Origin of the sequence: Hymenobacter metallilatus (genome assembly GCF_003944705.1) — a bacterium.
GTDB classification, from domain to species: domain Bacteria; phylum Bacteroidota; class Bacteroidia; order Cytophagales; family Hymenobacteraceae; genus Hymenobacter; species Hymenobacter metallilatus.
Genome location: NZ_RWIS01000016.1, coordinates 42495 through 62951 on the forward strand (window position 1 = coordinate 42495; position 20457 = coordinate 62951).

The following is a 20457-nucleotide window of genomic DNA, read 5'->3' on the forward strand; positions in this document are numbered from 1 at the left end:
TGTTCCGACTCCAGACCCATTCCCGACGCGCGATGGCGACCTCCTTCCTGGTGGTCTTCCTCAACGTGTTTTTTGGGCAAGTCTTCTGTGCGTTGGTAATGCCTGCGGCCCCGGCTCAAGCCATGGCGTCGCACAAGCACCCGGCCGGCACGTCGGCGCATGAGCACCCGCAGCCAGCGTCGTCCAAGCACCAAGCGCCCCATTCCCATGGGGCTGGCCTCAACGCGACAGAGGCTCACCACCACGACGAGCGCAAAGCCCCCGCTTCCGGGACCTCGCACCAGCACGGCCCTAAGGGTGCCTGCTGCCAGGATGATGCCGCAACCGTGTGGGCCTCGCTGGCGCATCCGCCCAAGGCGGGAATTGAGAAAATGGCGTTCATGCCGGTGGCTCTTCCGCCAGCACCCCTGACCGTCGTGTTCCGCTTTCAGCAGTGGGACCGTTCGCGTCCCGTGCTGCTGGTGGCGCGGCGGCAATTAAAGCCCAAAATACCCGATATCCGCATTTTCATCCAGTCGCTGACTGTCTGATTTTTCCGACGCGCTAAGGCTCGCGCCGGCATAGCTGTGCTATGTCCGGGGCGGGCCTTTTCGTTTGCCCGTCGCGCGTGGTCCGGCCGCGCCCCTTCCCCTTTTTCTTCCTGGTTTTTTCCTCCCGGCAATGAAGAGTTGTTGCGAAGAAGCTGGTACGCCGCCCCGCCGAGGGCCGGGCCGTCGCCTGCTCTCCTACTTGCTCTACGCCGTGCTGGCCGCCACGCTGGGCTTTGTGCTCTGGCAGCAGTGGCAGGCCTAAGCACTGGCTGGAGCCCTGGGCCGCCCTGAGAAGCGCCCCCCATTTTCATCACTCATTTCCTCCCCCATGCATCGCGTACCCCTTTCGCTGCTGGCCCTGGCCAGCGTCCTGACCGTGGCCGGCTGCTCTTCCGAAACCGAGTCGAGTAGCGCCACTAACACCGTAACCACACCCACGGATGCGCCAGCCGGCGCCGGGGCGGATCACGGCGCCGGCCACACCTATGCCTGCCCCATGCACCCCGAGGTGACCAGCACCAAGGCCGGGGAGACCTGCCCCAAGTGCGGCATGAAGCTCGAACACAACGATCAGGCGGCCGGCAACGGCAAAGCCTACGCCATGAAGTTTGAGCCGCAGCCCATGCAACTCACGGCCGGGCAGCCCTCGCAGCTCGTCTTCACCCCCCAGGAAGTCGGCAACGAGGCCGCGCCCGTGCCCCTGGCCCTGGTGCACGAAAAGAAAATTCACCTGATCATCGTCAGCAAGGACCTGGGCCAGTTCTACCACGAACACCCCGACTATACTGCCCAGGGCAACTATAAGGTCACCTACACTTTCCCCAAGGGCGGCGACTACGTGCTGTTTCAGGACTACACGCCCACGGGAGCCGGCCACCAGCTGGGCCGCCAGCCCATCACGGTGCAGGGCCCGAAGTACGCCCCGGTAACGTTCAAAAATGATGACATGCAGTGGGAGCAGGACGGCTACCAGGCCACGCTCTCCTTTGACAAGCCGCTCACCACGGGTCAGCTGCTGGGCATGAGCATCACCATCCAAAAGGACGGCCAGCCGGTCACTGACCTGGACAACTACCTCGGTGCCCTGGGCCACGTGGTGGTCATTAGCCAGGACACGGAGCGCTACCTGCACGTGCATCCCAATGACCAAGCCGACAAAGGCCCGCGGATCGGCTTCAACACCAACTTCGAAGCCCCCGGCCTCTACCGCGTCTTCCTACAGTTCAACCACGGCGGTAAGATCCATACCGGCGACTTCACTATCAACGTGAAGGGCACGGCCGCTAGCTGAGGCATCCCTGTTTAGTTCCCTTTTTACAAACCATCCAACCCCATGAAAAAAACCACTTTTTTTCTCGCCACCCTCTGTTCCGCGTTGCTGTTGAGCAGCTGCAACAATGAGAAAGCTGATGCCACCACTGCCACGGAAAGCACCATGGAAACCGCCACCACTGATGCCGCGGCGGGTTCCGGTTCGATGGCAGGCATGGATCATTCCAAGATGCGCAGTGAGACCTCCACCAGTGAATCTCCCATGCTGATGGCCATGAACGATATGATGGCCAAAATGGACGCCATGAAGATGAAGGGCAACACCGACCACGATTTTGCCCACATGATGCTGGAGCACCACAAAGGTGCCCTAGCCATGGCCGACCTCGAGCTGCGCGACGGCAAGGACGCCACCATGCGGCAAATGGCCGAGAAGATCAAGGCCGATCAGCAAAAGGAAATCAGTGAGCTGGAGCCCATTGCTGAGCGGCTAGACTCCGCCCCCAATAACTATAAGCCAATGGATCCGATCGACCCCTTCACCAGCAAGATGAAGGCCTCCATGGACGGCATGATGCAGAACCTGCCCAGCATGGTGGCCGACCCGGACATGAACTTCAACATGATGATGACGGTGCACCACCAAAGCGCCGTGGACATGGCCAAAGCCGAACTGGCTCACGGCAAGGACACCAAGCTCAAGGAGATGGCCCAGATGATGATTGACGCCCAACAGAAGGAAATCGCCGAATTCAAGGCCTGGCACGGCAAAAACGCCGACAAAATGTAATCCGGGTGGCCGGCGGCACTGGCGAAAGAAGCCTATTGCCGACCACCTCACTCCTCCCCACTGCCCATTCGATATTCTTCTCCTCCATGAAGCTTTTCAGCATTTCCCTGACGACCGCCGCTCTGTTTGCCCTGGCTCCCCTGGCCTCGCAGGCCCAGCACTCGCACGCCGGTGGCAAGCCGGATGCCCACACCGCACCTGGCGAAACCCACGCCCACGTAGCCCCGCACGGCGGCGTAGTACGCTCGGCCAACCCCTACCACATGGAGCTGGTGCAGCACACTGGTGAGTTGCACATCTACCTGTTGGCCGATAAAAATGCCTCCGTGCCCAGTAAGTCGCTCTCGGGCACGGTGATGGTGCAAACCACCGACAACAAAACTATGACCGTGACGCTGGTAGCTGGTGGTACCGACCACCTGGTGGCCAAACTGCCCGCCGGGACGAAAGTGCGCACGGCCATCGTCAGCCTGAAAGCCGATGGCAAAGCCATTAACACCCGCTTCGACAAGCTCGACGCGGGGGCTCAGGGTAGCAAGGCGGTTGGCGCCGCTTACGAGTGCCCCATGAAGTGCGAAGGCAGCGCCAGCTCGAAGCCTGGCACCTGCCCAAAGTGCGGCATGGCCCTCGTGAAAAAGGCCTAGGCGGAGCCTGCTTCTCGGACGCCCGGCGTCCGAACCCTCTCCGTCTCGGGCCGCTCGCCGCTGCAACGGTGGGCGGCCCCATGACGGGCTCTAACCTGACAATATGAAGTTTCTAAACCTGAAATGGGCAGCGCAAGGGCTGCTGGTGCTGGCGCTGATTGGGTTGCTCCTAGAAGACGCGCGGGCCCAAACCGCCATCAGCCTCGACAGCGCCGAAGCCCTCACGTTGCGGCGGCACCCACGGCTGCGGCAGTCTGATCGCGAAATCGAGGAGCAGCGCGCGCTCAAACGGGGCTCCTTCGCACCCGCCAACCCGGACTTTCTGTTCTCGGCGCCCACGGGGGAAATGTGGGCCCCCGGCGTAGTACAAACCATCGACTTGCCTAACGTCTACCGGCGCCAGCGCCAGGTGGCCCAGGCAGGTGTTACCCTGGCCGAACGCAACCGCGAGGTGAGCCGGGCCAGCGTGCTGCGCGATACCCGCCTGGCCTACCTCAGCCTGCAGTTTGCCGAGGCGCAGGTGCGACAGCTTACCTATCAGGACAGCCTGTTTCGCGCCCTGCGCGTGGCCACCGAGCGCCTGTTCGCCGCCGGCGAAGTCACCTCCCTGCAGCGCATCAGCACCGACGCCGAGGCGCGGCAGGTGACCGTGCAGCTGCAGCAGGCGACTGCCGACCAGCGCGCCGCCCAGCGCCGCCTGGGCTTGCTGTTGGGCCAACCCACTGCGGCCCTGACCACCACCACCGACCTGCGCCGCACCGGCCCCGAACTGGGGCAGGTGGGTGGGGCGCTGCTCAGCAGTCTGCCCACCGAAGACAGCACCGCCCTGGTACGCAGCCCTACGCTGGCGGCTGCCACCCAGAACGTGGCCTTGAGCCAGTCGGGCATCAGCTTAGTTCGAGCCCGGCGCACACCGGCTCTGACGGTGGGCTATCAGAATCAGGGGTACGATTATTCGCCTACTCGCTACCGCTTCCAGTTTGGGGTATCGGTTCCCATCTGGTTCTGGACCTACCGCTCGCAGCTGCAGGCGGCTACGGCTCGCTCCCAGGCCGCCAACTATCAGCTCCAGGCCCAGCGGCTGGAGTTGAGTGGACAGTACCAGCAGGCCCTAGCTGACTCGCGCAAGTTTGCGGCCTCGCTGGGCTACTACGAACAAACCGGTCTGCCCCAGTCACAGGCCATTATCAGCCAATCCCAGCGCCTGTTCCGCGCCGGGGAAGTCAGCTACCTACAGCTGATTTTGAGCCTGAACCAGGCGTTCGCCATTCAGAATACCTACCTGACCACCATCCGCGACTACCGCCAGGCTTTGGTCGAGCTTAACTACCTGCGGGGCGAATAACCGTCAATCCTCATGAAACAACTCCTGATTCTGCTGCTGGGCCTGCTGCTAAGCGCCTCTGCCTCCGCTCACGGGGGCGAAGACCACGGCGACGGCGCCAAAGCATCGACGCCAGCCGGGGCCACGTCGTTTTCCGTCGCCGCGCTCTCGGAACAGTTTGAGGCGCTGCTGCGCTACGAGCCGCTGGAAGGGGGTAAGCCGGCCGATCTGCGCCTGTTCCTCTCCGACTACGCCACCAACGTCCCTCTCCAAGGCGCCAAGCTCACGCTTACCAACCCGGAAGATGCCAACCTGAAGTGGGCGGTGACCGAACAGGAGCCGGGGGTGTACCTGGTGGAAGGCCAGTTCCCCGCCAACAAGACCTACAGCTTTGCGGCCAACATTGTGGTTGGCGACAAAGCGGACTTACTGCTGCTGGAAGGTATCAAGGTAGGGGAGAAGCTGCCGGTGGCGGCTGCCACTCCCACTGCGACCCCATCGCTTTTTTCCTCCTGGAAAACCATCCTGGCCGTGGTGGGCGCCTTCGTGCTCGGCATCGCCCTGACAGCGTTGCTGCTGCGCCGCCGGCGCCAATCCCCGGATTCAGTGCTGCACACTTCGGAGCCGGCTTTGACTGCCCGCCACCGCACGCCCATTTCTTAATCATTCAGGATATGAAGACCCACTATAAATTCCTGGCGGCCACAGCCGCAGCTGGCTTCGGATTGACCGTGCTGTTGCCTCCGCCGGGTACGGTACAGGCGCACGGGGGTGAAGACCACGGTGGCGAAGCCAAAGCCAGCACCGGCGTGGCCTTGACCGATGAGGTATTGCTGCCCAAAGAAAGTCAGTTTCTGTTTCAGGTACGGACCAACCTGGCCGAGTACTCCACCACCTATAGCCGGGCCACGCTCTACGGCACGGTATCGGCGGCAGCCGGGGGCGAAGGGCGAGTCGTCGTGCCCCAGGGGGGGCGCATCGTGAGCCTCTCGGCGCAAGTGGGCCAATCCGTGCGGGCCGGGCAGACGCTGGCCGTTATCGAGCAAACCCTGGATGCTACCCAGCAGATTGGACTCAGCACCGAGCGGGCTAATGCCCAGGCCGAATTGCGCGCCGCCCAACAAGACTATGCCCGGCTGCAGAGCATCGCCGACATCGCGGCCCGCAAGGACGTGGTGGCGGCCGAGCTTCGCCTGCGCCAGGCCCGGCAGAACGCCAGCATTTACAACGGGCAGGGTCAGCAGCGCCGAATATCCATTACCTCGCCGGTGAGCGGCACGGTGGATGTATTCAACCTGGCCGTGGGCCAGCAGGTAAACCAGGGCGACGAGCTGCTGCGGGTATTGAACCCGGGTAAGCTGCGGGTGGAAGCTCAGGTGTTTGCCCAGGACCTGGCTAAGATCACGCCCGGCGCGCAGTTCCGCGTGGAAGGCCTGCAGGGGCAGGCCGGTGTACCGGCCCGGCTCGTGGTGTTCTCCAACGTGGTGAACCCCGTGAACCAGGCCCGCCAATTGGTGCTGGAGCTGGACGCTACCGAGAGTAGTGCCTACCGCGCGGGCCAGGCGGTGAACGTGCAGGTCGTAGGTCAGACGGGTGGGGGCCGGTCCCAGCTGGTAGTACCCACTTCCGCTATCACCGACCTCAATGGCAAACCCGTCGTGTTCGTGCACACCGAGCCCGAGCACTTTAAGATTCGCTTTGTGCAGCCGGGAGCGGTCAACGGGCAGCAAACGGTACTGCTGCAAGGCCAGGTCAACGAAAATGACCGGGTAGTGACCGCCGGCACTTACCAGCTCAAGTCCATTTACCTCAACCAATAGTGCCCCCTGCCCGGTGGCCTCACGCTCCGTCCGCTTGCCATGAAAAATCGCTTTGCCTTTGCCGCTTTGCTTGCCCTGCTGACCCTTACCGCCGCCACGGCACAGGCCCAGACGGCCCCCGCCGCCGGCTCCGCTGCCGATGAGGCCGCCGTGAAAATGGTGCTGACCAAGTACCAGCAGGCCGTGCAAAAACTCGATACGACGGGTACCCACCGCCTGTTCGCACCTAACTCCCAGGTGTTTGAGTCGGGCGGGGTGGAAGGCACTTACCGCCACTATGCCGAGCACCATCTGGGGCCGGAGTTGAAAGAGTTCAGCGCCTTCACCTTTAGCGACTACAAGGCCGCCGTGCAGGTCGACGGTCCCTACGCCTTCGCGACGGAGACTTACACCTACACGATCAATCTCAAGAACGGCCCCCAGGATAAGCAGGCCAAGGCGCCTGTTGTCCGCCGCGGGGTGGCCACGTCGGTGCTGCGCAAAAACGCCGCCGGCCAGTGGCAGATTATGAGCACCCACTCCTCGGCTCGCACCCCACGTCCTAAAAAATAAGCAGTCCGGTGGGCCTGGGCTACTTGTCCGGGACGCTGCCGATTCCGGGAGGGGAGGGGCCTTCCGGCCCCCTCGCTTCTTCCTTTTTTGCGCTAACAACCGATGCTCGATCAGATAATTCGCTTTGCCCTGCAGAACCGCCTGCTGATGCTGGCCTTCGCCCTGGGCCTGCTCATTGCCGGCACCTACACCGCGGGCCAGCTGCCCGTGGACGTGCTGCCCGACCTGGACCGTCCTCGCGTGACGGTATTCTTAGAAGCCCCGGGCATGGCGCCCGAGGAAGTGGAGGCCCTGGTGACGCTACCCGTGGAAACGGCCCTGAACGGAGCCACCGGCGTGTCGGCGGTGCGCTCCAACTCGGCCATCGGCCTGGGCATGGTGTTCGTGGAGTTCGACTACGGCACCGATATTTTCACGGCCCGCCAGATCGTGAGTGAAAAGCTCCAGACCACCGGCGAGCAGCTGCCCCAGGGCGTAACGCCCGTGCTGGGGCCCATTTCCTCGGTTATGGGCCAGATTATGCTCGTGGGCCTGACAGGAGGCAAGCAGACCAATGCGGCTGATTTGCGCACGCTGGCCAACTACACCGTGCGCCAACGCCTGCTCTCCATACCCGGCGTGGCCCAGGTCATTCCCATCGGCGGCGACAACCTGCAGTACCAGGTGCTGCTGGACATGCCCCGGCTAAATGCCACCGGCCTGACGGTAAACCAGGTGGAGGAAGCCTTGCGCCAGTCCAACCTGAACACCACGGGCAACTTCTTCGACCGTAATGGCTCGGAGGTGCTCATCCGCAACCTGGGCCGGCTGCGCTCGGTCAAGGACATCGAAAACATTATCGTCGGCTACCGCGACCAGTCCCCGGTCCGCGTGGCGGACGTGGCTAACGTGGAATTCGGGGCCCGCTTCAAGCGCGGCGACGGCAGCGTGAACGGTAAGCCCGCCGTCATCCTGAGCATTGAGAAGCAGCCGGGGGCCGCCACCGTGGGTCTCACGCAGGCCGTGGAGAAGGCCCTGGTCGAGCTCAAGCCCTCTTTGCCCAAGGATGTGCAGGTAAATACGCGCCTGTTCAAGCAGTCGGAGTTCATTGATTCCTCCATTACCAACGTGGAGGAGGCCTTGCGCGATGGGGCCATTCTCGTGGTCATCGTCTTGTTTGCCTTTCTGCTGAATGTGCGCACCACCTTTATTTCGTTGGTGGCTATTCCGTTATCGCTGCTCGTGACGGCGCTGGTGTTTCGCCTGGCGGGCATCTCCATCAACACCATGACGTTGGGCGGGCTGGCCATCGCCATCGGCGAGCTCGTGGACGATGCCATCGTGGACGTGGAGAACGTATACCGCCGCCTGCGCGAAAACCGGCAACGGGCCACTCCCCAGCCGGTACTCAAGGTTATCTATGCGGCCTCATCGGAGGTACGCAACTCCATCGTGTACGCCACCATCATCGTGGTGCTGGTGTTCCTGCCGCTGTTTGCGCTGGAAGGCATGGAAGGACGAATCTTTGCGCCCTTGGGCATTGCCTACATCACCAGCATCGTGGCTTCGCTGTTCGTGTCGCTCACCGTCACGCCGGTGCTATGTTACTACCTACTGCCGAAGATGAAGCAGATGGACCACCCCGAAACGGATGGTCCACTGGTGCGCTGGCTGAAGAAGAAGGATACTCGCCTGCTTACTTGGGGCCTGACCCACCCTAAACTCATCCTGACCTCCACGGCCTTGCTCTTTGTCATGGCCGCGGCCATGGTGCCTTTCTTCGGCACGGAGTTTCTGCCGCCTTTCAACGAAGGCTCGCTGACGGTCAACTTCTCGGCCCCCGCCGGCACGTCGCTAACGGAAAGCAACCGGTTGGGCACGCTGGGTGAGGAGCAAATGCTCAAGATTCCGGAAGTGGCCTACACGGCCCGCCGCACCGGCCGCGCCGAGCTCGACGAGCACGCCGAGTCGGTGAATAACTCGGAAATTGAGGTGGCCTTCAAAACGGAGGAAGAACTGGAAAAGGAGGGCAAAACCATGCGCAGCCGGGACGAGATTCTGGCCGATATGCGCCAGAAGCTCAGCCTGATCACGGGCGTGAACGTGAACATCGGCCAGCCCATCTCCCACCGCCTCGACCACCTCTTGTCGGGCGTGCGTGCCCAGGTGGCCATCAAGGTGTTCGGCAATGATTTGCTGGAGCTGCGCCGCTACGCCAATGAAATCCGCACGGCGGCCGGCACGGTGCCGGGCGTGGTGGACCTACAGGTCGAGAAGCAGGTGCAGATACCGCAGCTGCTCATCCGGCCCAAGGACGACGCCCTACGAGCCTACGGCATGGCCCGGGGCGAAGTGGTGCGTGACCTGGAAACCCTGTTTCAGGGCGCCGTGGTCTCGCAGATGCTCGACGGGCAGAAGCGCTTCGACCTGGTGGTGAAGCTGCCCGAAGCGCAGCGCAACGACATCGCGGCCATTGGCCAGACCCGCATTGAGACGCCCACGGGCGCCATGATTCCCGTGAGCCAGGTGGCGGATGTCATCTACGAGCCGGGGCCCAACACCGTCAACCACGAAAATACCCAGCGCCGCATTACCATCTCGCTTAACGTAGCCGAGCGCGACCTGGGCTCCACGGTGAAGGAGATTCAAGCCAAAGTCAGCCAGCAGGTGAAGCTGCCGGCGGGCTACTACCTCACCTACGGCGGGCAGTTCGAGAGCCAGCAGTCGGCCTCGCAAAAGATTCTGTGGCTGAGCTTGTTTTCGCTGGCCGGCATCTTCCTGGTGCTCTACTCGCACTTCAAGTCCACCTACATGGTGGGCCAGATTATGCTTAACATCCCCCTGGCCCTGATTGGCTCGGTGGTGGCGGTGCTGCTCACGGGCAGCACGTTCAGCATTGCCTCGCTCGTGGGCTTTATCACGCTCACCGGCATTGCCTCGCGCAACGGCATCATGATGATTTCCCACTACATCCACCTCGTGGAGCATGAGGGCGAGACCTTCGGCAAAAAGATGATCGTCCGCGGCTCGCTGGAGCGCCTGGTGCCCGTGCTGATGACGGCGCTGGTAGCGGCCCTGGCCCTGGTGCCGCTCACGCTGGCCAAGGACGCCCCGGGCAAGGAAATCCTCTACCCGGTGGCCACCGTCATCCTCGGAGGGCTGCTCTCGTCCACCTTTCTCGACATCATCGTCACGCCCGTGGTGTTCTGGCTGGTAGGGGAGAAGGCCTTGACCCAGTATTTCGCCGCCCATCGGGAAGTAGGCCTGGATGAGCACCCGCAGGAACTGGATGCGCAGCCGCTCACGCCCCCGGGCGATCAGACCGATTTGTCCCCGGCCCTGTAGCCCTTGTCCCATGGCCTCCACGCTCCTGTATGTCCGGCATATGGTCTGCTCAAAGTGCATCCTGGTAGTGCGCGAACTCCTCGTGGAGTTGGGCCTGGTGCCGTTACGCGTGGAACTGGGGGAAGTGGAACTGCTGGGCACCCAGCAGGTCATTGACTGGGCCCGACTGCAGCAGCGTCTGGAAGCGGAAGGCTTTGCCTTGCTCGACCGGCTCTCCCCCCAGCAGCGCCTCGTAGTGCAAATCAAGGAAGTAATTGCCGAGCTGCTGCGTAAGGAGCCCGCCGCGCTACGTAGCGGACACTTCTCCCGACTGCTGAGCGAGCGCCTGCAGCGACGCTTTGCTTACCTGAGCGACGTGTTTTCGGCCACCGAAGGACTGAGCCTGGAACAGTACGTCATCCGGCAGCGCGTGGAAGAGGCCCGGTGCCTGCTGCGGGATGGTACGCTGCCCGTGGGGCGCATTGCTACAGTACTGGGATTTAGCAATCTGGGCCACCTCTCCAGGCAGTTTCAGCGCGCAACGGGGCTTTCTCCCAGCGAGTACCGCCGCCAGTGCCTTCTGCAGGCTTCCGTCGCTACACTTTCTGATTCGGGTGCAAGCGGCTAAGGCCTTGTAGGGTTCGGGTTCTTGCTAAAATAGCACCTTGACGGGGTAAGCCGAGAAAGCGGCTTGCAAAAGTGGAGCCGAGTAAATTATGCAGGTAATCGGCTTTAATCGTGCACAACTACTGGCTGCACGGCAAGTATATACTGGAAATTATTCATCCTTAACCTTCCAGTATCATGCACACTCAAAACCAGAACCTGCTCGACGCCCTCAATGCCTGCATCGCCTCGTGCGAACACTGCGCTACCGCCTGCCTGCAAGAGCAGGATGTGCGCATGATGGTCCGCTGTATTAGCCTGGACCGGGACTGTGCCGACATCTGCGCCCTCACCGCTCGTCTGCTGGCCCGCGGCTCTGAGCACGCCCAGCACCTGCTGCGCGAGTGCGCCGAAATCTGCAAGGCCTGTGGTGACGAATGCGAAAAGCACGGCGCGCATATGCAGCACTGCCGGGAGTGCGCGGAAGCCTGCCGCCGCTGCGAGCAGGCCTGCCGTCAAGGTTTGAACGCCTAGACTACCTGACACCAAAAAAGCCAGCTCATGTGAATTGAGCTGGCTTTTTGCATTTGTATGAGTGTAATGTTGCAAGCAATAAACCCGATAGTACATTTCTTACTATTTGACGGGATTTTACCTTTGAACTAATCACGCGGTGCCCTAATACCTGTAGCGGCTCACCCCCTTCCCAGACTTGCCCGATACTGCGCAGCCCCGCTGTTAGCTCTTTACGGAGACCAGTGCGGTGACTTGAATGGGACGATCTCCCAAGAATCAGCAACTGGCTCAGCTTCTTATCTGCTCGCTTTTCATCTGCTCGCTTTTCATCTGCTCGCTTTTCATCTGCTCGCTTTTCATCTGCTCGCTTTTCATCTGCTCGCTTTTCATCTGCTCGCTTTGCCACTTAGAGCATGGTCTACAGATGTAAACGCCACTTCTCCCATGGTTTGTGCTCATAATTCGGAGTTTGGGTGTGGCATGCCTGGCAGTAGTGACCCGTGCATTATCCTTCTCTTACCTGCCACTGCCCGATAGGTGGTAATGTCGGGGCGCGCACGCTTGGCTGAAAGCTTACTGATTTTCGATGACTGCCTTTTACCTCTTACCCTTATCACGACAATCGTGTGGGTATTCTACAAAAAGTAGTGTAGCGGTTTCCCCGACTCTTTCTCCACGATACATGAAAAATTTCCTGCTCTTAGCTTGGCTGTTGGTGCTGACTGGTGTTGTGCGGGCCCAGGTGGTCTCAACCGCTCCGGCTTTCTTTGCGGCGACTGACCCAGTTACTCTGTCCTTTGATGCCACGCAAGGCAACCAGGGCCTGAACAACTTTACCGGTGACGTGTACGCTCACATCGGGGTTATCACTAACCTTAGCGCTTCACCTTCGGATTGGAGGTATGTGAAATTTACCAATTTTACCGCTCCTGACCCCTCGGTGCTGCTTACCCGCACCGGCCCTAATACCTACGCGTTAAGCATCACGCCCAGCGTGCGGGCCTGGTTCAACGTGCCGGCCGCCGAGCAGGTTCTGAAGTTGGCCATGGTGTTTCGCAACGCCGCCGGCACCCAGGTCGGCCGGGCCACCGGTGGGGCTGATATCTTCGTGGACGTAAGCCAGAGCAGCGCCCTGGCCGTGCGCCTTACTGCCCCAGCAACGGGTCAGAACCCCATCTTTATCAGCTCGGGGGCACCGGTGAACGTGGCGGGTGTCGCCTCTCAGGCCGCGACTCTAACGCTGCGTCTTAATGGCACCCAGGTCGGCCAGCAATCCAATGCCACGAGCTTTACCGGCAGCGTGACGCCCACCCGGGCGGGCCGCAACGTCATCCGCCTCACAGCTACCCTGGGCACCACGTCCGTGTCGGACTCGGCCATTGTGTACGTGCGCCCGGTTGTAACCACTGCCGCCCTGCCCGCCGGCGTACGCGACGGCATCAACTACTTGGCTGGGGGAGCTTCCGCCGTGCTGGTGCTCACGGCCCCGGGCAAACAGTTCGTGTACGCCCTCGGCGAGTTCAACAACTGGCAGCCCGACCAGCCGGCCTACATGAACCAGACGCCCGACGGCAACCAGTGGTGGGTGCAGCTCAACGGCCTGACGCCGGGGCGCGAATACGCCTACCAGTACCTGGTGGATGGCAGCCTGCGCGTGGCCGACCCGTACGCTGAGAAAGTGCTCGACCCCAATAACGACCGCTTCATTCCGGCCGTAACCTTCCCCAACCTAAAGGCTTACCCCACGGGCCAGACCTCGGGCATCGTGTCGGTGCTGCAAACCAATCAGCCGGCGTACACCTGGCAGGTGCCTACCTTTCAGAAGCCGGCAAAAAGCAAGCTGGTCATCTATAAGCTGCTGGTACGCGACTTCATGGCCCGCCACGACTACCAGACCCTGGTGGACACGTTAGGCTACCTGCAGCGCCTCGGGGTCAACGTCATCGAGTTGTTGCCGGTGGGCGAGTTCGAGGGCAACGAGTCGTGGGGCTACAACCCCTCCTTTCACCTGGCCCCCGACAAGTACTACGGCCCCAAGAACGAACTCAAGCGCTTCATCGATTCCGCCCACGCCCGCGGCATCGCCGTGACGCTGGATATGGTGCTCAACCACGCCTTTGGCCAGAACCCGATGGTGCAACTGTACTTCGACGGGACAGCCGGCAAGCCGGCCGCGAACTCACCCTGGTTTAATGCTGACGCCACGCACCCCTTCAACGTGGGGTACGACTTCAACCATGAAAGCGCTTTCACCAAAACGTACGCCAAACGGGTGATGGAATTCTGGCTGCAGGAATATCACCTGGATGGATACCGCTTCGATCTGTCCAAAGGCTTCACCCAGACCGTTTCCGGCACCAACGTGGGTCAGTGGAGCCAGTACGACCAGTCCCGGGTGAACATCTGGATGGAGTACAACAATTTCATTAAAACAGTGGACCCGAATGCGTTCGTTATTCTGGAGCACTTTGCCGATAATACCGAAGAACGGGTGCTGGCCAACGCGGGCATGCTGCTGTGGGGCAACCTTAACTACAACTACAACGAGGCTACCATGGGCTTTCTGCCCAACTCCAACTTCAGCGGGGGCTACTACGGCAGCACCGCCCAGGGTGGCCGCGGCTGGGCGCAGCCGGGCCTGGTGACCTACATGGAAAGCCACGACGAGGAGCGGCTGATGTACCGCAACCTCACCTTTGGCAACCAATCCAACCCCGCCCACAACGTGCGCGACCTCACCACTGCTCTGGCCCGCAACGAGGCCGCGGCCGCGTTTTTCTTCACCGTACCAGGCCCCAAGATGCTGTGGCAGTTTGGCGAGCTGGGCTACGAGGTGAGCATCGACTTCAACGGGCGCACCGGCAATAAGCCTATCCGCTGGAACTACTACCAGGAACCCGCCCGCCGTAAGCTCTACGACACCTACCGGGCGCTGATAGCCCTGAAGAAGAGTCAGGCCGTGTTCGACAACCCCACCAGCTATACCCAACAGCTGGCCGGCGCGGGCAAATCCATCCACCTGGGCGATGCCACGCAGCAAGTGACCGTTCTGGGCAACTTCGACGTGACCAGTATCACCATTGACCCAGCCTTTCAACGGCCCGGCAAGTGGTACAACTACCTCAGCGGCGACAGTATTACCGTGACCAACGTGAATGCCCAACTAAACCTGCAGCCCGGGGAGTACCGCGTGTACACCACGCAGCGGGTGCGGCGTGCCGGTATAGTGCTCAGCACCAGGGGGGCGCAACAAGGCACCGCGCTGAACTTGAGCGTCGCCCCGAACCCGGCCGGTACTCGGGCCACCGTGCGACTGACTACGCCTGTTACGGCCCCGGTGACGGTGAGCGTACGTAACCTGCTCGGCGGTGAAGTACACCGGGTACAGTTGTCCCCGCGTCCTGCCGGCACGGTCGTGGAAATACCGCTGAAACTCGATAGTTTGTCGGCTGGAGTATACTTAGTTAACGTGGTAAGCGGTAACCTTACGGCCACTACGCGACTTTTGATCCAACCCTAACAAACAGGCTTTTCTACTACCTTATGGAATGACCATCACAATTTGGTGGCACTGTTCGTAGGGGATTAAACTAGACTCACGGGGCTGAAAAGACTCCAACTACTTGATCCTAACGAAATAGTTCATGGTATGAACTCTCCTGCAAATCATATAAGCCCGAAGCGCAATTCTGTACCCCTGGCGCCGCACTGGGGTCTATTTTTGTGCGTTGTACACCCAGTACCGACTAGCTCGGCGACCTTACTTCTTCTTCCCATGAAAACTCTGCAATTCAAGACCAACATTAACTGCGGCGGCTGCATTAAAGCCGTTACGCCGACCCTGAACCAAGAAGCTGGCGTGGGTAACTGGCAAGTGGACACGACTAGCCCCGACAAGATTCTCACCGTCACCTCCGACCAGCTCACGGCGGAGCAAGTGGTTCAGGCCGTTGAGAAAGCCGGCTTTAACATTGCGGCTGCTTAAGCGCCTTCGTTGTCTGCACGTAAAACGCCCGGTTCTGCCGGGCGTTTTTGGTTTTCAGGGTGCCTAGCACTGGAAAGCATGGAAATTATGTAGGCTGCGCGCGCAATAGCAGCAAACACGCCCCCACCCACTCTGCGTAAAGCGAACCGCCGGTCACGTCCTGCTAGCCTGCTGGCACAGCAACACGACTTCTCTGATTTGCTTCGTCGTGGCCGGGAAAAAGCGGCGCTGCACTACCGGAAAATGTTGCGGCGCCGGGAATCCGGAAAGGGCTCCGCTCTTTCGGCGGTTTTCTGCTGTTCAATTCTTTGCCTGCCTCTATGTTCTCAGATTTTCCCAACCTGCACCCCCTGGTGGTGCATCTACCTATTGTCCTGCTGCTGCTCAGCGCGGGCCTGCAGGCGCTGAACGTGTACAAGGACTGGCCACCGGTGAAGTGGATTACCATGGCCGTGATGGCCGGCGGCTTTCTGGGAGCTCTGGCCGCCAGCACCGTGTTTCATGCCATGCCCATGGGTCTGGCACCCCGGGCCGCCGCCGTTTTTGAAGCCCACGAAAAGTTCGCGGGCTACACCCTGTGGCTTTCCGGCATTACCTTGCTGCTGACCGGTGTCGGCACGTTTTTCAAGATTCAGCGGCGGGCCTACGAAATCCTGGTGCTGGTGTTGGCCATAGCCACGGCCGGGGTATTGTCGGTGGCTGGGCACCGTGGGGCGCAGCTGGTGTACGTTGAGGGCGTGGGGCCACAGGGCCGCCTGCTTGATAAAAGCCACGGCCATGGGGGCGGGGAAGCCATGCCCACTATGGAGATGAAGGCCGATACGCACAACGAGGCGGCAGGGGGCAACGACCACAACGCGAACCAGACTCCCGCTTCGCCCAACCCACTCGCGGCCCCGGCTTCAGCTGATATGCCCGGCATGGATATGAACGGGCCCGCCTCCACCAGCAAGGACAGCCGCCCGGCCCCGGGCGCGATGGACAACAGGGCTATGCCCGGCCGCCAGCCGGCTGGTCCGCCAGCCCCCGCTAACAGCACCATGCCGGACATGCCGGGCATGCGCATGCCCGCTGAAAAGATGACTCAGCCCATGCCCGCGGGCATGGATAGGAGCCGCCCGGCCCGGCAGAAACCCATGAACGATATGCCCGGGATGGAGAATATGCCCGGCATGAGCCCGCCGAAATCAGGTGCCAAAAAGCCAGCCAAAGCCCCATCCGGCATGGCGGGCATGGGCACTATGGCCGATATGCCGGGCATGAAGGCGCCGGGTTCAAAGCAGCCCAAGCAAGCCACGCCGCCAATGGACAACATGAGCGATATGCCCGGTATGGAAAAAGGCCAGCCCATGCCCGCCATGGGCCCGATGCCGGGCATGCGCATGCCCACCAACCCCCTGGACAAGTTCCGCTTCGAGGACAACAACCCCGCCCGTAACAAACCCAAGCATGCTAACCAGTAGCGACCCGATGAGATTATTTGCCCTTCTACTCTTTCTGCTTGGTTCGCTTTCCCTGGCCGCCCAAACGCCCCAGCACCAGGCCATGCCCAAAAGCAAGGCCGCCAATGGCCCGGCCACCCCGCCCCCGGATCAGGACCTGCGGGGCCACGTGGTGGCGCCCCGCACGGGCCACGCCGGCCACCGGGTCGAATATGACCTGTACGTGGATGAGCGGGAGGTAAGCTACACCGGCAAAACCCGCCTGGCTATTGCCATCAACGGGCAGATTCCGGCCCCCACGCTGCGCTTCACTGAGGGCGACACGGCTATCATCCGGGTACACAACCAGATGAGCGTGGAAACCAGCATTCACTGGCATGGGCTGCTGCTGCCTAACGACCAGGACGGGGTGCCCTACCTTAACACGGCCCCCATTGAGCCGGGCGGCATGCACACCTTCACGTTTCCGCTGATCCAGAGCGGCACCTATTGGTACCACTCCCATACCATGCTGCAGGAGCAGAACGGGCTGTACGGCTCCATCGTCATTCAGCCCAAGCAGGTGAAGTACGAGCTCAAGGAGTACGTGCTCCTGCTCTCCGACTGGACCGACCACCCACCCAAGGAAGTGCTGCGCTACCTCAAGCGGGCCGGCGAGTGGTTTGCCGTGCAGAAAGGCGCGACGCAGAGCTACGGGGAGGCTATTGCGGCCGGCTATTTCAAGGACAAAGTCCGGCAGGAGTGGGGCCGCATGCCGGCCATGGACCTCACCGACATCTATTACAACAAGTTCCTCACCAACGGCCGCGAGCAGAGCTACTACCCTGACGCCAAGCCCGGGGAAGTGGTGCGCCTGCGCGTCATCAACGGCAGCGCCTCCTCCTACTTCTACCTGCAGTATGCCGGCGGCCCCATGCAGGTCATCGCCGCCGATGGCATCAACGTGGAGCCCTTTCCCGTCAGCAAGCTTGAAATTGCCACGGCCGAAACCTACGACCTGCTGGTGACCATTCCACCCGCGGGCGCGGCCGAACTGCGAGCCACCGCCAACGACATCACGGGCTACTCGTCCAGCTTCTTTGGAGCCGGCGAGCCGATGAAAGCGCCCGATTTGCCGCGCATTAACTACTTCCAGATGATGCGGGAAATGGGCAGCATGGGTAATATGACCGGTATGGACATGGGCGGCAACGGCCAGATGGACCCTAACGGCGGCATGAAGGGCATGGATATGAAAGGGGGCAGTGGGGAGATGAAAGGCATGAACATGCCGGCCGGCCGGCAGTCTACGCAGCCCGCGGACCCCTCTATGAAAGGGATGGATATGAAAAACGGAACCATGCCCGCCAGCACGGCCCCCTCTCCCCAAAACCGGCCCATGAACATGCAGGAAAAGAGCGGTAAGAGCATGGGCAATACGCAGGACATGGGTAGTATGGCCGGCATGGACATGGGCGGTGGAATGGCCGGCATGAGCATGGGGGGCGCGGGCGGCGACTTTAACTACAACCAGTTGCGGGCCCTGAATCCGACCACCCTGGATTCTACCCGGCAGTGGCGCGACATCAAGCTTACGCTCACCGGCAACATGCTGCGCTACATCTGGTCGTTTGACAACAAAACCTTGTCGGAAGCCGACAAAATTCCCATCCGCCGGGGTGAGAACGTGCGCATGACCTTCACCAACCTGACCATGATGCGCCACCCGCTGCACCTGCACGGGCACTTCTTCCGCCTGGTCAACGCCCAGGGCGCTTACTCGCCCATGAAGCACACCTTCGACATCCCGGCCATGGGCACGGTGACTATCGAATTTGAGGCCAACGAGTACCAGGACTGGTTTTTCCACTGCCACATCCTCTACCACATGATGGCCGGCATGGCCCGCATCATCAGCTACGACGCCAGCCCCCAGAACGAGTACGCGAAGGGAAATTACAAGATGCTTAAGCGCGAGGACAATGCGGTCTACCCCTGGCTCGATTTATCGGTCCACTCTCAGGGGGCCTTCCTGGAAGGCAATCTTTCCAATAACCGCAACGCGCTGGAATTCGAGGGCCGGGTCAACTACCTGGGGAACTACGAAACCGAAACCCACTTGCTGCGCTACCTCGATAAGCGGCAATTCTGGGCGGCCTTCGTGGGCTATGATTTTCGGGACAACAAGACGTTACGTGGGTCGCCCCTGGAAAAAGGCCGTCCTCGAGACAACAACATCAATTTCCGCCGGCAAACCGAACTCGGCGTGTACTATCTGCTCCCCCTACTTGTGCGCGCAGAGTTACGCTCTGATCTGACTGGTCAGGTGCGTCTGCAACTCGAGCGCCGGGATTTGCCCCTGAGTAATAATGTGTTCATGGACATCCGGGGCAACACGGACCGGGAGTTTACGCTCGGCTTCCGCTACATGGTCAGCAAGTACGCCTCGCTGAGCACCAACTACGATAACCAGTATGGCTGGGGCGCCGGTCTGACCTTTCATTACTAGCAAAGCGCCCCTCAAGAGCGTTGCTTTGCCCGCTGCCTCCTGAGCCGCTACTTGAGTGGTCTATCCTGGCGCGGCTGATTTACCCCATTATGTATATTCGCAAGCACATTCATTGGCGCGTTATCTGGCGCCATTCCTGGAAGGACGTGCTCCTTTTCCTGACTTACGATCTGCTCTTGGCCGTACTCTACGGACCGCTGCACTGGCATTGGCTGGACGTGCCCTGGCAGCTGGTCAGCATCGTGGGCGTGGCCGTGTCGTTCTACGTGGGCTTCAAGAACAGCAGCTCATATAGTCGCTTTTCCGAAGCCCGCCAGCTGTGGGGCGGGATTGTCAACCGCAGTCGCAGCTGGACGATGCTGGTGCTGGGCCATACCCAGCCGGCCAACCTGGTGACGACCACCCTAGCGCAGCTGGCGTTTCAGCGACAACTGGTGTACCGGCAGCTGGCCTGGGTCAATGCGCTACGCCTGCACCTGCGTCGTCAGCCTGAGCGCTGGCAGGCGGAGGTGGCACCCCTGCTCGACCCGGCCGAGGCCACGCAGCTGCAACAGCTGGCCAATCCACCCGCTCAGCTGCTGCTGCGGCAAACGCAGGCCCTGCGCGAGGCCGAAGGGCTGTTCAGTGAGTTGCAGCTGCGTACTCTGTGTGAAGAGCTACGCGAGATGACCAACCTGCAGGGCGGCTGTGAGCGCATCAAGAATACGCCGTTTCCCCGGCAGTATGCTTTTTCCAGTCTGGTGTTCGTGTGGCTCTTTATTGCCCTACTGCCCCTGGGCTTGCTGGCCGAATTCGAGAAGCTGGGTCATGGCCACTACTGGCTGACCGTGCCGTTCTCCGTGCTGGTATCCTGGGTGTTCATCACCATTGAGCTGGTGGGCCACATCAGCGAGGACCCGTTTGAGAACCGCATGAACGACGTGCCCATGACGGCGCTCTGCCGCAGCATCGAGATTGATTTGCGCCAGATGCTGGGCGAACAGCAGGTGCCCGCGCCCGTGCAAGCTGAACACGGCATACTTTACTAGCCGCCCGTACTACACCCTGCTTTCTCCTTGCGCCTGACAGTAAGGCCCATATCCCTACGGACTGTAGCTACTCCACCTGCTAAAAGCTGTTTAAAGTCCGAAGATTAACCACAGAGGGACGCTTGCCAAAGCAAGCCGGTTCACCGGTCCGGCTTCG

Annotated in this window: 18 protein-coding genes; all 18 read left to right on the forward strand. The window is 61.2% G+C overall.

Going from position 1 to position 20457, the window contains the following annotated elements:
- Nucleotides 1–92: 92 nt before the first annotated feature.
- The 18 genes from EI290_RS19540 (at nt 93) to EI290_RS19620 (ending at nt 20300) form a co-directional block, all read left to right on the forward strand.
- Nucleotides 93–530, forward strand: coding sequence for a hypothetical protein (locus EI290_RS19540; RefSeq protein WP_148103652.1), 438 nt, complete (start codon nt 93–95; stop codon nt 528–530).
- A 130-nt stretch (nt 531–660) separates the two neighbouring features.
- Entirely contained in the window at nt 661–792 is a 132-nt protein-coding gene (locus EI290_RS22910) for a hypothetical protein (protein ID WP_257883438.1), read from the forward strand.
- Nucleotides 793–858: 66 nt separating this feature from the next.
- The gene (locus tag EI290_RS19545) at nt 859–1821 is read left to right on the forward strand and encodes a heavy metal-binding domain-containing protein (protein WP_052381918.1); all 963 of its coding nucleotides are present in this window, start codon (nt 859–861) and stop codon (nt 1819–1821) included.
- 42 nt (nt 1822–1863) lie between these two features.
- Nucleotides 1864–2592 (forward strand): DUF305 domain-containing protein, encoded by a 729-nt coding sequence (locus EI290_RS19550; RefSeq protein ID WP_125433343.1) that lies wholly within the window; start codon nt 1864–1866, stop codon nt 2590–2592.
- A gap of 86 nt (nt 2593–2678) precedes the next feature.
- Nucleotides 2679–3236 carry a heavy metal-binding domain-containing protein gene (locus tag EI290_RS19555; RefSeq protein WP_052381920.1) on the forward strand — a complete coding sequence of 186 codons (558 nt, stop codon included), beginning with the start codon at nt 2679–2681 and terminating at the stop codon, nt 3234–3236.
- 103 nt (nt 3237–3339) lie between these two features.
- On the forward strand, nt 3340–4581 hold the full coding sequence (locus EI290_RS19560) for a TolC family protein (RefSeq protein ID WP_044019241.1): 1242 nt from the start codon (nt 3340–3342) through the stop codon (nt 4579–4581).
- A gap of 12 nt (nt 4582–4593) precedes the next feature.
- Complete coding sequence (locus EI290_RS19565; protein ID WP_044019242.1) at nt 4594–5223, forward strand: hypothetical protein; 630 nt, start codon at nt 4594–4596, stop codon at nt 5221–5223.
- 11 nt (nt 5224–5234) lie between these two features.
- The gene (locus tag EI290_RS19570; RefSeq protein ID WP_125433344.1) at nt 5235–6380 is read left to right on the forward strand and encodes an efflux RND transporter periplasmic adaptor subunit; all 1146 of its coding nucleotides are present in this window, start codon (nt 5235–5237) and stop codon (nt 6378–6380) included.
- A gap of 39 nt (nt 6381–6419) precedes the next feature.
- Complete coding sequence (locus EI290_RS19575; protein ID WP_044019244.1) at nt 6420–6932, forward strand: YybH family protein; 513 nt, start codon at nt 6420–6422, stop codon at nt 6930–6932.
- Nucleotides 6933–7034: 102 nt separating this feature from the next.
- Complete coding sequence (locus EI290_RS19580; protein WP_044019245.1) at nt 7035–10256, forward strand: efflux RND transporter permease subunit; 3222 nt, start codon at nt 7035–7037, stop codon at nt 10254–10256.
- A 10-nt stretch (nt 10257–10266) separates the two neighbouring features.
- The gene (locus EI290_RS19585; protein WP_071884652.1) at nt 10267–10863 is read left to right on the forward strand and encodes an AraC family transcriptional regulator; all 597 of its coding nucleotides are present in this window, start codon (nt 10267–10269) and stop codon (nt 10861–10863) included.
- Nucleotides 10864–11039: 176 nt separating this feature from the next.
- Entirely contained in the window at nt 11040–11375 is a 336-nt protein-coding gene (locus tag EI290_RS19590) for a four-helix bundle copper-binding protein (RefSeq protein WP_071884653.1), read from the forward strand.
- A gap of 257 nt (nt 11376–11632) precedes the next feature.
- Nucleotides 11633–11767, forward strand: coding sequence for a pentapeptide repeat-containing protein (locus tag EI290_RS23070; RefSeq protein WP_125433400.1), 135 nt, complete (start codon nt 11633–11635; stop codon nt 11765–11767).
- A gap of 272 nt (nt 11768–12039) precedes the next feature.
- A complete protein-coding gene (locus EI290_RS19600) occupies nt 12040–14877 on the forward strand; it encodes an alpha-amylase family glycosyl hydrolase (RefSeq protein WP_125433345.1) in 2838 nt (945 codons plus the stop codon).
- 255 nt (nt 14878–15132) lie between these two features.
- Complete coding sequence (locus tag EI290_RS19605; RefSeq protein ID WP_044019248.1) at nt 15133–15342, forward strand: heavy-metal-associated domain-containing protein; 210 nt, start codon at nt 15133–15135, stop codon at nt 15340–15342.
- A 320-nt stretch (nt 15343–15662) separates the two neighbouring features.
- Complete coding sequence (locus EI290_RS19610; RefSeq protein ID WP_125433346.1) at nt 15663–16805, forward strand: DUF2231 domain-containing protein; 1143 nt, start codon at nt 15663–15665, stop codon at nt 16803–16805.
- A gap of 7 nt (nt 16806–16812) precedes the next feature.
- Nucleotides 16813–19272 carry a multicopper oxidase domain-containing protein gene (locus tag EI290_RS19615; protein WP_125433347.1) on the forward strand — a complete coding sequence of 820 codons (2460 nt, stop codon included), beginning with the start codon at nt 16813–16815 and terminating at the stop codon, nt 19270–19272.
- A gap of 89 nt (nt 19273–19361) precedes the next feature.
- On the forward strand, nt 19362–20300 hold the full coding sequence (locus tag EI290_RS19620) for a bestrophin family protein (protein ID WP_125433348.1): 939 nt from the start codon (nt 19362–19364) through the stop codon (nt 20298–20300).
- Nucleotides 20301–20457: the final 157 nt, after the last annotated feature.

Bases quoted from the DNA above. Each gene is read 5' to 3' on its own strand.
- EI290_RS22910 (WP_257883438.1), top strand. From the start codon at position 661: ATGAAGAGTTGTTGCGAAGAAGCTGGTACGCCGCCCCGCCGAGGGCCG.
- EI290_RS19545 (WP_052381918.1), top strand. From the start codon at position 859: ATGCATCGCGTACCCCTTTCGCTGCTGGCCCTGGCCAGCGTCCTGACC.
- EI290_RS19550 (WP_125433343.1), top strand. From the start codon at position 1,864: ATGAAAAAAACCACTTTTTTTCTCGCCACCCTCTGTTCCGCGTTGCTG.
- EI290_RS19555 (WP_052381920.1), top strand. From the start codon at position 2,679: ATGAAGCTTTTCAGCATTTCCCTGACGACCGCCGCTCTGTTTGCCCTG.
- EI290_RS19560 (WP_044019241.1), top strand. From the start codon at position 3,340: ATGAAGTTTCTAAACCTGAAATGGGCAGCGCAAGGGCTGCTGGTGCTG.
- EI290_RS19565 (WP_044019242.1), top strand. From the start codon at position 4,594: ATGAAACAACTCCTGATTCTGCTGCTGGGCCTGCTGCTAAGCGCCTCT.
- EI290_RS19570 (WP_125433344.1), top strand. From the start codon at position 5,235: ATGAAGACCCACTATAAATTCCTGGCGGCCACAGCCGCAGCTGGCTTC.
- EI290_RS19575 (WP_044019244.1), top strand. From the start codon at position 6,420: ATGAAAAATCGCTTTGCCTTTGCCGCTTTGCTTGCCCTGCTGACCCTT.
- EI290_RS19580 (WP_044019245.1), top strand. From the start codon at position 7,035: ATGCTCGATCAGATAATTCGCTTTGCCCTGCAGAACCGCCTGCTGATG.
- EI290_RS19585 (WP_071884652.1), top strand. From the start codon at position 10,267: ATGGCCTCCACGCTCCTGTATGTCCGGCATATGGTCTGCTCAAAGTGC.
- EI290_RS19590 (WP_071884653.1), top strand. From the start codon at position 11,040: ATGCACACTCAAAACCAGAACCTGCTCGACGCCCTCAATGCCTGCATC.
- EI290_RS19600 (WP_125433345.1), top strand. From the start codon at position 12,040: ATGAAAAATTTCCTGCTCTTAGCTTGGCTGTTGGTGCTGACTGGTGTT.
- EI290_RS19605 (WP_044019248.1), top strand. From the start codon at position 15,133: ATGAAAACTCTGCAATTCAAGACCAACATTAACTGCGGCGGCTGCATT.
- EI290_RS19610 (WP_125433346.1), top strand. From the start codon at position 15,663: ATGTTCTCAGATTTTCCCAACCTGCACCCCCTGGTGGTGCATCTACCT.
- EI290_RS19615 (WP_125433347.1), top strand. From the start codon at position 16,813: ATGAGATTATTTGCCCTTCTACTCTTTCTGCTTGGTTCGCTTTCCCTG.
- EI290_RS19620 (WP_125433348.1), top strand. From the start codon at position 19,362: ATGTATATTCGCAAGCACATTCATTGGCGCGTTATCTGGCGCCATTCC.